Origin of the sequence: Pseudomonas sp. R1-15 (assembly GCF_051132085.1) — a bacterium.
GTDB lineage: Bacteria > Pseudomonadota > Gammaproteobacteria > Pseudomonadales > Pseudomonadaceae > Aquipseudomonas.
On sequence record NZ_CP071660.1, the window covers coordinates 1162975 to 1175581 of the forward strand.

A 12607-nucleotide genomic window follows, 5' to 3' on the forward strand; every position below is an offset into this window, starting at 1 on the left:
AATGACGCCTGGCTGCAGCTGTCCGCGGGATGACCGACGTCCGGCTGGCATCGCACGTAGCGTTTCGGGTGCCGTTGCCAGCGGTTTAGGCTAGAATGCACGGCCTCAAAGCACACCCCCTTCCCGAGGCTGTCCCGAAGATGTTGATCCTGCGCGGCGCTCCTGCCCTTTCTGCCTTTCGCCACAGCAAACTCCTTGAGCAACTGAACCGATGCGTTCCGGCTGTCAGTGGCTTGTATGCTGAATTCGCTCACTTCGCCGAAGTCACCGGCGGTTTGACCGGCGACGAACAGCAGGTGCTCGCGCGCCTTCTGAAGTACGGTCCCAGCGTTCCCGTCCAGGAACCGACCGGTCGTCTGTTTTTGGTATTGCCGCGTTTCGGCACCATTTCGCCGTGGTCGAGCAAGGCCAGCGATATTGCGCGCAATTGCGGCCTGGCGAAAATCCAGCGTCTGGAGCGCGGCATTGCTTTTTATGTCGCCGGTGAGTTCAGCGAGGCCGAGGCCCAACTGATTGCCGATGGCCTGCATGACCGCATGACCCAGCTCGTTCTGGGCAACCTGGAGCAGGCCGCCGGCCTGTTCAGCCACGCCGAACCCAAGGCGCTGACCGCTATCGACGTGCTGGGCGGTGGCCGCGCCGCGCTGGAAAAAGCCAACGCCGAGCTGGGCCTGGCCCTGGCCGAAGACGAGATCGATTACCTGGTCGACGCCTTCCAGGGCTTGCAGCGCAACCCGCACGACATCGAACTGATGATGTTCGCCCAGGCCAACTCCGAGCACTGCCGCCACAAGATCTTCAACGCCAGTTGGGACATTGACGGCCAGAGCCAGGAAAAAAGCCTGTTCGGCATGATCAAGAACACCTACCAGATGCACAACGAAGGTGTACTGTCGGCCTACAAGGACAACGCGGCGGTGATCGTCGGCAACGTTGCCGGCCGCTTCTACCCGAACCCTGAGACCCGCCAGTACGGTGCGGTCCAGGAGCCGGTGCACATCCTGATGAAGGTCGAGACCCACAACCACCCGACCGCCATCGCCCCGTTCCCGGGCGCGTCCACCGGTTCCGGTGGCGAGATCCGCGACGAAGGCGCTACCGGCCGTGGCGCCAAGCCCAAGGCCGGCCTGACCGGCTTCACCGTGTCGAACCTGCAGATCCCGGGCTTTGAACAGCCGTGGGAAAAGCCTTACGGCAAGCCTGAGCGCATCGTCAACGCCCTCGACATCATGATCGAAGGCCCGCTCGGCGGGGCGGCATTCAACAACGAATTCGGCCGTCCGGCCCTGACCGGTTACTTCCGTACTTTCGAGCAGTCCATCAACACCCCGCGCGGTGAAGAGGTTCGTGGCTATCACAAGCCGATCATGCTCGCCGGCGGCATGGGCAACATCCGCGCCGAACACGTACAGAAGGGCGAGATCCTGGTCGGCTCCAAGCTGATCGTCCTCGGCGGCCCGGCCATGCTGATCGGCCTGGGTGGCGGCGCGGCGTCCTCCATGGCCACCGGGACCAGCTCGGCGGACCTGGACTTCGCCTCGGTCCAGCGCGAAAACCCGGAAATGGAACGCCGCTGCCAGGAAGTCATCGACCGTTGCTGGCAGCTGGGCGAGCAGAACCCCATCAGCTTCATCCATGACGTCGGCGCGGGCGGCCTGTCCAATGCCTTCCCGGAGCTGGTCAACGACGGCGGTCGTGGTGGTCGCTTCGAATTGCGCAACATTCCGAACGACGAGCCGGGCATGGCCCCGCACGAAATCTGGAGCAACGAATCCCAGGAACGTTACGTCCTGGCGGTCGGCCCGGCCGACTTCGAGCGCTTCAAGGCGATCTGCGAGCGTGAGCGCTGCCCGTTCGCGGTCGTCGGCGAAGCCACCGCCGAGCCGCAACTGACCGTCACCGACAGTCATTTCGGCAACAGCCCGGTGGACATGCCGCTGGAAGTGCTGCTGGGCAAAGCCCCGCGCATGCACCGTTCGGCCGTCCGCGAAGCCGAGCTGGGGGATGATTTCGATCCGTCCACCCTCGACATCGCCGACTCCATCGAGCGCGTCCTGCATCACCCGGCCGTGGCGAGCAAGAGCTTCCTGATCACCATTGGCGATCGCAGCATCACCGGCCTCGTGGCGCGCGACCAGATGGTCGGCCCATGGCAGGTGCCGGTGGCCGACGTGGCCGTGACTGCCACCAGCTTCGACGTCTACACCGGCGAAGCCATGGCCATGGGCGAACGTACCCCGCTGGCGCTGCTGGACGCTCCGGCGTCGGGTCGCATGGCGATCGGCGAGACCCTGACCAACATCGCGGCCTCGCGCATCGGCAAGATCTCCGACATCAAGCTGTCGGCCAACTGGATGTCCGCCGCCGGTCACCCGGGTGAAGACGCCCGCCTGTACGACACCGTCAAGGCTGTCGGCATGGAGCTGTGCCCTGAGCTGGGCATCACCATTCCGGTGGGCAAGGACTCCATGTCCATGGCCACGCGCTGGAATGATGAAGGCGTGGACAAGAGCGTCACCTCGCCGCTGTCGCTGATCGTGACCGGGTTTGCCCCGGTCACCGACATCCGTCAGACCCTGACCCCGCAACTGCGCATGGACAAGGGCACCACCGACCTGATCCTGATCGACCTGGGCCGTGGCCAGAACCGCATGGGCGCCTCGATCCTGGCCCAGGTGCATGGCAAGCTCGGCTCGCAAGCGCCGGACGTCGACGATGCCGAAGACCTGAAGGCATTCTTCGCCGTGATCCAGGGCCTCAACGCCGACGGACACCTGCTGGCCTACCACGACCGTTCCGATGGCGGCTTGCTGACCACCGTGATGGAAATGGCCTTCGCCGGCCACTGCGGCCTGAACCTGACCCTGGACAGCGTGGCCGAATCGGCCAGCGAAATCCCGGCCATCCTGTTCAACGAAGAGCTCGGTGCGGTGATCCAGGTTCGCCAGGACGCCACCCCGGACATCCTCGCTCAGTTCAGCGCCGCCGGCCTGGCCGAGTGCGTCTCGGTGATCGGCCAGCCGATCAACAATGCCCACATCAATATCACCTTCAATGGCGACACCGTCTTTGAAGGCCAGCGTCGCCTGTTGCAGCGCCAGTGGGCCGAAACCAGCTACCAGATCCAGCGCCTGCGCGACAACGCCGACTGCGCCGAGCAGGAATTCGACGCGATCCTGGAAGAAGACAACCCGGGCCTGAGCGCCAAGCTCAGCTACGACGTCAACGACAACGTGGCGGCGCCTTACATCAAGAAAGGCATTCGCCCGCAAGTGGCGGTCCTGCGCGAGCAGGGCGTCAACGGTCAGGTTGAAATGGCCGCGGCGTTCGACCGCGCCGGCTTCAACGCGATCGACGTGCACATGAGCGACATCCTCGCCGGTCGTGTCGACCTGAACGACTTCAAGGGCATGGTCGCCTGCGGCGGCTTCTCCTACGGCGACGTGCTGGGTGCCGGTGAAGGCTGGGCCAAGTCGGCGCTGTTCAACAGCCGCGCCCGCGACGCGTTCCAGGGCTTCTTCGAGCGCACCGACAGCTTCACCCTCGGGGTGTGCAACGGTTGCCAGATGATGTCCAACCTGCACGAGCTGATTCCGGGCAGCGAGTTCTGGCCGCACTTCGTGCGCAACCGCTCCGAGCAGTTCGAAGCGCGCGTGGCGATGGTCCAGGTGCAGGAGTCGAACTCGATCTTCCTGCAGGGCATGGCCGGTTCGCGCATGCCGATCGCCATCGCCCACGGCGAAGGCCATGCGGAATTCGAAAGCGAAGAAGCCTTGCTTGAAGCCGATCTGTCCGGTTGTGTGTCGCTGCGTTTTGTCGACAACCATGGCAAGGTCACCGAAACCTACCCGGCCAACCCGAACGGCTCGCCGCGCGGGATCACCGGCCTGACCAGCCGCGACGGCCGCGTCACGATCATGATGCCGCACCCGGAGCGAGTGTTCCGCGCCGTGCAGAACTCGTGGCGTTCGGACGACTGGAACGAAGACGCGCCATGGATGCGCATGTTCCGCAACGCGCGCGTCTGGGTGAACTGAGGCGGTGTACAAGCTCTGCTTCTTCGTCCCGGCCAGCCATGTGGACGTGGTCAAAAGCGCTGTATTCGCCGCCGGTGGCGGACGGATCGGCGACTATGACCACTGCGCCTGGCAAGTGCTGGGCCTGGGCCAGTTTCGCCCGTTGGACGGCAGCCAGCCGTTCATTGGCGAGGCGGGGCAGGTCGAGCAGGTCGAGGAGTGGAAGGTTGAGCTGGTAGTGGCCGACGGGTTGATTCGCCCTGTGGTGGAGGCGTTGAAACAGAGCCACCCCTACGAGACACCGGCGTATGAAGTGTGGCGCTTGGAGGATTTCTGATCCTCCTCTCGCTGAAATGAAAAACCCGCTGATTGATTCAGCGGGTTTTTTGTTGGCTGCGATTCGGTGTACGCGAATCCCGTGGCGAGGGAGCTTGCCCCCGCTCGGCTGCGTAGCAGTCGCAAAAAACCGGGGCCGCTGCGCGACCCAGCGGGAGCAAGCTCCCTCGCCACGGGGATTGTGTGTATCAGATGTTTGATGTTGCTTGTGCCGGCCCCATCGCGAGCAAGCTCGCTCCCACAGGGTAGGGTGTGAATCACAAATATCTGCACATCAAAAAAATCCACTGTGGGAGCGAGCTTGCTCGCGATGGCGTACTTCCAGGCAATGAAAGATCAGGCTTTGACATCCGCCTTACGACTCACGATCACCGCCTCCAACGCCCGCCACACCCCCGGCGCTTTCTCTCCCAGCAACAAATGCCAAACGCCATCCTCCAGCGCGCTGACCCCCTGGCAGCCAAGCGCTTTTAGCTGGCTTTCCGACAATCCTTTGCCATCGGCCAATTGCACCCGCAACCGGCTCATCGCCACGCAATCGAGTTGCACCACGTTGTGATTGCCGCCCAAGGCATCCAGCCATTTCTGTGCTTCGACAGCGCCGGCCTGTGGTGACGGTTCAACGTTATCCAGTACAGCGACAGGGGCCGTCTGTTCGGAGGAGGGCAACGCCTGGCGGATTTCATCGGCGATGCTGTCAGCCATCGGCCCGACCACCACCTGCAAGCTACCGCCATAGCCCGGGCGAACCACGGCCATGGCGCCGAGGGCCTTGAGCTGGGCGTCGGACGCCTTGTTGCGGTCCACCATGTCCAGGCGCAGGCGAGTAGTACAGGCGCCGACGGTGATCAGGTTGTCGGCGCCGCCCAGCGCCTGGATGTAGGCTGCGGCTCGCTGGTTTTCGGCGATGACCGGTTTGTCGCCCGCCGGCACCTCTTCACGCCCCGGGGTCTTGAGGTCGAAGCGGCGGATGCAGAAGTCGAATACCAGGTAATAAATCAGCGCATACGCCAGGCCCACCGGGACGACCAGCCAGCCGTTGGTGGATTTGCCCCAGCCCAGCACCATGTCGATGAAACCACCCGAGAAGGTGAAGCCCAGATGAATGTCCAGCAGGTTGGTCACCGCCATCGACAGACCGGTGAGCAACGCGTGGACCAGGTACAACAGTGGCGCAAGGAACATGAAGGCGAATTCGATCGGCTCGGTGACGCCGGTCAGGAACGAGGTCAGCGCCATCGACAGCAGGATCCCGCCCATTACCTTGCGCCGCTGGGGCAGGGCGTTGCGGTACATCGCCAGGCATGCGGCGGGCAGGCCGAAGAGCATCACCGGGAACATGCCGGTCATGAACTGGCCGCCTTTGGGGTCGCCGGCGAAATAGCGGGTCAGGTCACCGGTGACCACCGCGCCGGTCGCCGGGTCGGTGAAGCTGCCGAAGATGAACCAGGCCATGTTGTTGAGGATGTGGTGCAGGCCGGTGACGATCAGCAGCCGATTGAACACGCCGAACACGAACGCGCCGAAGCTGCCGCTGGCCATCAGCAGTTCGCCGAAGCCGTTGATGCCATGCTGGATCGGCGGCCAGATCAGGCCGAACACGACGCCCAGGCCCACGGCACTGAAACCGGTGACAATCGGCACGAAACGCCGACCACCAAAGAACGCCAGGTATTCCGGCAGCTTGATGTCCTTGAAACGGTTGTACAGCGCGCCGGCCAGCAGGCCACTGATGATCCCGGCGAGCATGCCCATGTTGATGGTCGCGTCGAGTACCTTCAGCGTCGCGATCATGACCAGGTAGCCGATCGCCCCGGCCAGCCCGGCGGTGCCGTTGTTGTCCCGGGCGAAGCCCACGGCAATGCCGATGGCGAAAATCAGTGCCAGGTTGGCGAAGATCGCCTGGCCGGCGTCGTGAATGATCGCGATATTCAACAGGTCCGTGTCACCCAGGCGCAACAGCAGGCCGGCAATCGGCAGGATCGCGATCGGCAGCATCAGCGCCCGGCCGAGGCGTTGCAGCCCTTCGATGAAATGCTGGTACATGGCGTCTCTCCTTTTTGTTGTTGTTCGACGTGGCTCAGCCCAGAGGCCAGTGTTGGTGACAGGCCTGACGCACGGCGGCGGCGCTCGGCAGATTGAGCAAATCGGTACTGATGCGGCGGCATTGGGCAGCGTCGAGGTGGCGCACGCGGTCCTTGATTTCACCAATCTGTGGCGGGCTGACCGATAGCTCCCGCACGCCCAGCCCGATCAACACCGGTGTCGCCAGGGGATCGGAAGCCAGGGCGCCACACACGCCGACCCAGCGTCCATGCCTGGCCGCGCCGGCGCAGGTCTGGGCGATGAGCCGCAACAGCGCCGGGTGCAGGGCATCGACCCGGGCGGCGAGGCCGGCGTGGTCGCGGTCCATGGCGAGGGTGTACTGGGACAGGTCGTTTGTGCCGATGGACAGGAAGTCCGCGTGCTCGGCCAGTTGCTCGGCGAGCAGGGCGGCGGCCGGCACTTCGATCATCACCCCCAGATGCGGACGCTCGCCCAGGCCCAGCTCGGTGCCCAAGGCATCAAGGCGCTGGCGGATGTGCAGCAGTTCGTCGACTTCGGTGATCATCGGCAACAGGATCCGGCAACGATTCAACGGACGGGTCTGCAGCAGGGCGCGCAACTGTTGGTCGAGCAATTCCGGGCGCACCTGGGCCAGGCGTATGCCGCGCAGGCCGAGCACCGGGTTGGCTTCGGCCGGCAGCGGCAGGTAATCCAGCTGCTTGTCGCCGCCGACATCGATGGTGCGGATGATCACCGGCCTGTCGCCCATGGCATCGAGCACGGCTTGATAGGCCTGGCGTTGCTCGCTTTCGTCGGGGGCCGTGTGACGGTCGACAAAAAGAAATTCGGTGCGCAACAAACCGACGCCGTCGGCGCCGTTGGCGAAGGCCTCGCCCGCTTCGGTGCTGGAGGCGACGTTGGCGGCGATTTCGACATCGACCCCATCAACGGTTCGCGCCGGCGTGTGGGCCAGGGACTGATGCCAGGTGCGCAGGGCGGCGCGTTGGGCTTGGGCTTGGCGGACCTGCATCAGGCGCTCGGCGCTGGGCGTGAGTTCGAGGCGGTCATTGTCAGCGTCCAGCACCACCGTTCGCCCCGGCGCCTGTTCGAGCAGCGCCTCGCCCAACGCCACCAGGCAGGGCAGGCCTTTGCCCCGGGCCAGGATCGCTACGTGGGACGTCGCGCCGCCTTCGGCCATGCATACGCCGGCCACGCCCTGGGCGCCGAGTTGCAGCAGGTCCGAGGGGGTCAGCTCCTGCGCGGCGACAATCGCGCCCACCGGCACGTCGAATTGCCACGCTTCACCCAGCAAGACCCGCAAGACCCGCTGGCGCAAGTCGTGCAAATCATTGGCGCGCTCGGCCAACAACGTGCTGCCCAATTGCCGCAGCACCTGGCACTGCACGTCGATGGAGCGGCTCCAGGCGTGGGCCGCCGCGCAACCCTGATCAATGGAAAGGTAAGCGGCGTCCAGCAGGACCGGGTCTTCCAACAGCGCCAGATGAGCGCTGAAAATCGCCTGCTCCTCCGCGTGGTGCCGGGCCTTGGCGTTTTCCAACGTAACACCGATGTCGCGGCTGACCTGCTCCAGGGCTTGGCGCAGCCGTTGTCGTTGTTCTTCAACGTCGTGACCACCGGGGTCCTCGGGCAATTGAATGCCGTCCAATCGAACCAGCGGGCCGGTGACCAGGCCGGGTGCGGCGCAGACACCGTGCAGCACGCCATCCTCGGCGGCATGGTTCGGCGCCTGGACCCGTGGCGTGTCGGCGTGAACCTCTTCGGCCAAGGCTGTGGATAACGTCTTCAACAACGCTTGCAACGCCGCTTCGGCATCGCTGCCGCGGCAACTGACATGGACTTCGGCCTGCTCGGTGATTGCCAGGCCCATCATGCCCATCACGCTGTCACAGGGCGCTGAGCGCTCGCCGAAATGCAGGTGCGAGCGGCTTTTGAAGCGTTGCGCAGTCTGGCGAACCAGGGCGGCGGGGCGGGCGTGCAGGCCGCCTTGGTGGGCGATGCGGACCTGGCCGGACACTTCGCTGCCGACTTGCGGTTCATCGCTGCGGGTTTCACTCGCTGTCCGGGCGACGATGTGCAGCAAGGGCTCGCCGACCTTGACCGTCTTAAGGGTGATGGGCCGTGCCTGGAAGCGCTCGCCATTGGTAATGATCAGCAGGCTCACCAGGCTTTTGCAGCGCAGTGCCACGCGGTCCAGGTCGTAGCGCAGCAACGCTTGTCCGTTGCTGACCCGGGCGCCTTGCTTGACCAGCATCGAGAACCCGTCGCCCTGCAACTCGACGGTGTCCAGCCCCAGGTGCAGCAGCAGTTCGGCGCCGTTGTCGGCCCGCAGGGTCACGGCGTGGCCGGTGCGAGCGACGTGGATCACCTCGCCGTCACAGGGCGCGTAGAGCGTGTCGTTCAGTGGGTCGATGGCAATCCCGTCGCCCATCGCGCCGCTGGCGAACACCGCGTCCGGGACGTTGGCGAGGGTGAGCAGCGGACCGCTGAGCGGGGCGCTGAGGGTCAGCTCTTTATTGTTATTGGGCATGGGCTCGCTCTCTTTGAAATCGGGTTGGCCTTGCGGTAAAAAACGCCGTCGGCTCAGTGGGTTCGGGTGACCTTGCTCAAGTGCCGTGGCTGGTCCGGATCCATGCCTCGGGCCACGGCCAGCCGGGCGGCCATGCCATAAAAGCTCTGGATCGCCAGGATCGGGTCCAGGGCCGCGTGTTCGGCGCGGGACAGCGTCAGGTCGCGTTCGGCAATGTCATCGGGGGCGGCCAGCAGCACCCGCGCGCCGCGTTGGCGCATGTCGGCGGCCAGGCTCAACACGCCGGCCTGCTCGGCACCCCGCGGAGCGAAGACCAGCAGCGGATAGTGTTCGTCGATCAGCGCCATCGGCCCGTGACGGACTTCGGCGCTGCTGAAGGCCTCGGCTTGAATCGCCGAGGTTTCCTTGAATTTGAGCGCCGCTTCCTGGGCGATGGCGAACCCGGCGCCACGGCCGATCACCATCAACCGCGTACAGTCGCGCAGGGCCTCGACGGCCGGGCTCCAATCCTGGCGCGCGGCGTCGCGCAAGCCTTCGGGCAACGCGCGGCCAGCCTCCAGTAACTCGGAATCGTCCTTCCAGTGCGCCACCAGCCGCGTGCTGGCGCTGAGGGTGGCGATGAAACTCTTGGTCGCGGCGACGCTGTTTTCGACGCCGGCGCACAGCGGCACGCTGAATTCACAGGCAGCCTCCAGCGGCGAATCCTCGGCGTTGACCATCGCCACGCTCAGCGCGCCACGCTTGCGCAACAGACGCAGGCTGTTCACCAGGTCGGGGCTCTGCCCGGACTGGGAAAAGGCAAAGGCCACCTGGCCGCTGACCTTGAGCGGCGCCTGTTGCAGGGTTACCACCGACATGGGCAACGACGCCACCGGCAAGCCCAGGTGCTGCATGGTCAGGTAGGCGAAGTAACTGGCGGCATGATCGGAACTGCCCCGGGCGACGGTCATCGCCACTTGCGGCGGCTGGCGGCGCAGGCGTCCGGCGATTTCCTGCAGGGCCGGATCCAGCCGCTGCAACTGGCGCTCGACGGCATCGGACGAGGCGAGGGCCTCTTCAAGCATTCTGGAAGACAATGGCTTCTCCTTCGACCATCACGTCGGTCAGGTTCAGGGAACGGTCAAGGCGCACACAGTCGGCCCAGGCTCCGGGGTGCAGGCGTCCGCGTTCGGGCAGGCCGAGGTAATCGGCGGGAAATTGCGACAGGCGTTGCGAGGCTTCGGCGAGGGGCAGGCCGATCTTCACCAGGTTGCGCAGGGCCTGGTCCATGGTCAGGGTGCTGCCGGCCAGCGTGCCGTCGGCCAGCCGCACGCCGCCCAGGCATTTGGTCACGGTGTGGCTGCCCAGCTTGTATTCGCCGTCGGGCATGCCGGCGGCGGCCGTCGAGTCGGTGACGCAATACAGGCACGGAATCGAACGCAGGGCCACGCGCATGGCGCCGGGGTGCACGTGCAGCAGATCCGGGATCAATTCGGCATATTGCGCATGGGCCAACGCCGCGCCGACGATGCCCGGTTCGCGGTGATGCAACGGGCTCATGGCGTTATACAAATGGGTAAAACTGCTGGCCCCGGCGGCCAGCGCCGCGACACCTTCTTCGTAGCTGCCCAGGGTATGGCCGATCTGCATGCGCACGCCGCGGGCGCTGAGGGCGCGGATCAAGGCATCGTGCCCGGCGATTTCCGGCGCAATGGTGATCACCCGGATCGGCGCCAGGGCGAGATAAGCCTCCACTTCCGCCATCAACGCGGTGTGGGCGAAATTCGGTTGGGCGCCGAGTTTCCCGGGGTTGATATAAGGCCCTTCCAGATGCACGCCGAGCACCCGCGCGCTGCCGCCGGGCCGCTGTTCGCAGTATTCGCCGAGGGCCTTGAGCACCCCGGCGATTTCTTCGCTCGGTGCCGTCATGGTGGTGGCGAGCAGCGACGTGGTGCCGAAGCGCACGTGGGTTCGGGCGATCGTCTCGAACGCCGTCGCGCCCTCCATGATGTCCTTGCCGCCACCGCCGTGCACATGCAAGTCGATGAAGCCGGGCAGCAGATAGGGCAGGTCGTTGCTCGCCGGGTCGCAGGGCTGGCCTTCGATGGCCGCGACCTTGCCGTGTTCGTGGAACAGGCGGCCGCGTATCCAGCCGTTGGCGGTGAGGATGTTGTCTTCGGACATGGGAATTCTCTGGTCTCTAGCGCCGCAGCTCGGCGACAAAGTCGTAGTAGTCGTTGCGGCAATAGGTGTCGGTGACTTCGATGGGCGTGTTGTCTTCCAGGTAGCCGACCCGCGTCATCAGCAACATCGCAGTACCGGGGGCGATGCCCACCAGGGCGGCGAATTCATCCGAAGCGTTGATCGCCTGGATGTGCTGCAGCGCGCGAACGACCGGTTTGCCAATGCCATCGAGGAACTCGTACAGCGAATCGCCCACCGCCTGTGGCTTAGGAATGATCGATGCCGGCAGCGTGCTCATTTCAATCGCCATGACCGTGTCATCGGCCTTGCGCAAGCGCTTGAGCCGCGCGACTTTGTCGGTGGGCGACAGGCCCAGGCGGATCAGTTCTTCGTGGGTCGGCGGGGTGATCTCGCGCTCCAGCCATTGCGAACCGGGCACGAAGCCCTTGAGCCGGAGCATCTCGCTGAAGCCGCTGAGGCGTGACAGCGGTTGTTCCAGGCGCGGGGTGATGAACGTGCCCGAACCCTGGTTACGGCGGATCAGGCCTTGTTCGAACAGCACTTCCAATGCTTTGCGGGCGGTGACCCGGGAGATGCCCAGTTGTTCGCTGAGGCTGCGCTCGGACGGCATTGCCTGCTCGGCTTTCCATTGGCCGGCGTGGATGGCGGCTTCCAGGTTGCGGGCCAGTTGCAGGTAGAGCGGGGTGGGTTGGGTGTCGTCGGGGCGCAGGGTCTGGATGTCGTTCATGGGGGTGTCCGATGCGGTTTTTGTGGGCGTTGTCGCTCGGTAAGTGGGGTGGAAGCTAATACCACTTGAATACCATGTCAACGTGGGGTCTGGTTGGTTTTGGCGTGTTTCTGGGGTGTTTCGAGTGGGTTGGCTTTAAGTGGTATTAGAGGGCGGAGGAGGGTGTGTGAGCGTACGGCGTTGGGTGGTGGTTTCAGGAGGGCAGTGGTATGCATGGGTTGTAAATTAGGGGATTTGATATTTATTTTTTTGCGACCGGTGGGGGGCGGCGTGTATATCCGTTGCTGCGGTAACGGCTGCTTAGGGTTCCGCCCTTACGGCGGGTCACTTTTTTCAGACGCCAAAAAAGTAACCAAAAAGGCTTTGCCCCACCACTCGGCACCTCGCCTGGGCTCGGTGTGCCCTCACTCCGGCATTGCTCCGTGGGCCCGCCGCGAAGGGCCATCCATGGCCCAGCGCGGCTACCTCGGCATCCTTGCCGAGGTGCCCACTGCGCAACGCCTGCGTTCGGCCATCGTGGTTAACGGGGCGCTGAGATCAAAGTCAAAAGCACAGCAAGAGCAAGAGCAAGAACCGGCCTATCTTTGGCGGTGGTACTTCGATCCATCTGTGGGAGCGAGCCTGCTCGCGAACCGGACTTTCAGTTGATGAATATGTTGGCTGTACCAGCCTCTTCGCGAGCAAGCTCGCTCCCACAGGGGCTGTGGCGTACGCAAATTTTGTAGCTGCTGAAGACCCAATGTGGGAGCG

Annotated in this window: 8 protein-coding genes; 3 read left to right on the top strand and 5 right to left on the bottom strand. The window is 64.6% G+C overall.

Annotation, left to right across the window (positions count from 1 at the left end):
- Positions 1–140: 140 nt before the first annotated feature.
- Both purL and J3P97_RS05010 read left to right on the top strand, forming a co-directional pair.
- Positions 141–4037, top strand: a complete 3897-nt coding sequence (gene purL, locus J3P97_RS05005; RefSeq protein ID WP_434673606.1) for a phosphoribosylformylglycinamidine synthase — start codon at positions 141–143, stop codon at positions 4035–4037.
- 4 nt (positions 4038–4041) lie between these two features.
- Positions 4042–4353, top strand: coding sequence for an NGG1p interacting factor NIF3 (locus J3P97_RS05010; RefSeq protein WP_434673607.1), 312 nt, complete (start codon positions 4042–4044; stop codon positions 4351–4353).
- Positions 4354–4688: 335 nt separating this feature from the next.
- On the opposite strand, the gene nagE is transcribed toward J3P97_RS05010, so the two are convergent.
- Genes nagE through J3P97_RS05035 form a run of 5 tightly spaced genes read right to left on the bottom strand, consistent with a single transcriptional unit; the run spans position 4689 to position 11857 of the window.
- Positions 4689–6398 carry an N-acetylglucosamine-specific PTS transporter subunit IIBC gene (nagE, locus tag J3P97_RS05015; RefSeq protein ID WP_434673608.1) on the bottom strand — a complete coding sequence of 570 codons (1710 nt, stop codon included), beginning with the start codon at positions 6396–6398 and terminating at the stop codon, positions 4689–4691.
- A gap of 34 nt (positions 6399–6432) precedes the next feature.
- Positions 6433–8946, bottom strand: a complete 2514-nt coding sequence (ptsP, locus tag J3P97_RS05020; RefSeq protein WP_434673609.1) for a phosphoenolpyruvate--protein phosphotransferase — start codon at positions 8944–8946, stop codon at positions 6433–6435.
- Between the two features lie 53 nt (positions 8947–8999).
- Positions 9000–10022, bottom strand: coding sequence for an SIS domain-containing protein (locus tag J3P97_RS05025; RefSeq protein ID WP_434673610.1), 1023 nt, complete (start codon positions 10020–10022; stop codon positions 9000–9002).
- A complete protein-coding gene (nagA, locus tag J3P97_RS05030) occupies positions 10003–11109 on the bottom strand; it encodes an N-acetylglucosamine-6-phosphate deacetylase (RefSeq protein WP_434673611.1) in 1107 nt (368 codons plus the stop codon). Before nagA ends, J3P97_RS05025 begins: the two co-directional genes overlap by 20 nt.
- A 16-nt stretch (positions 11110–11125) precedes the next feature.
- The gene (locus J3P97_RS05035) at positions 11126–11857 is read right to left on the bottom strand and encodes a GntR family transcriptional regulator (protein ID WP_305496537.1); all 732 of its coding nucleotides are present in this window, start codon (positions 11855–11857) and stop codon (positions 11126–11128) included.
- A gap of 447 nt (positions 11858–12304) precedes the next feature.
- On the opposite strand from J3P97_RS05035, the gene J3P97_RS05040 reads away from it, so the two are divergent.
- On the top strand, positions 12305–12505 hold the full coding sequence (locus J3P97_RS05040) for a hypothetical protein (protein ID WP_434673612.1): 201 nt from the start codon (positions 12305–12307) through the stop codon (positions 12503–12505).
- The last annotated feature ends 102 nt before the right edge of the window (positions 12506–12607 follow it).

Coding starts and splice junctions, on each gene's coding strand:
- purL (WP_434673606.1), top strand. CDS start 141: ATGTTGATCCTGCGCGGCGCTCCTGCCCTTTCTGCCTTTCGCCACAGC.
- nagE (WP_434673608.1), bottom strand. CDS start 6,398: ATGTACCAGCATTTCATCGAAGGGCTGCAACGCCTCGGCCGGGCGCTG.
- ptsP (WP_434673609.1), bottom strand. CDS start 8,946: ATGCCCAATAACAATAAAGAGCTGACCCTCAGCGCCCCGCTCAGCGGT.
- nagA (WP_434673611.1), bottom strand. CDS start 11,109: ATGTCCGAAGACAACATCCTCACCGCCAACGGCTGGATACGCGGCCGC.
- J3P97_RS05035 (WP_305496537.1), bottom strand. CDS start 11,857: ATGAACGACATCCAGACCCTGCGCCCCGACGACACCCAACCCACCCCG.
- J3P97_RS05040 (WP_434673612.1), top strand. CDS start 12,305: ATGGCCCAGCGCGGCTACCTCGGCATCCTTGCCGAGGTGCCCACTGCG.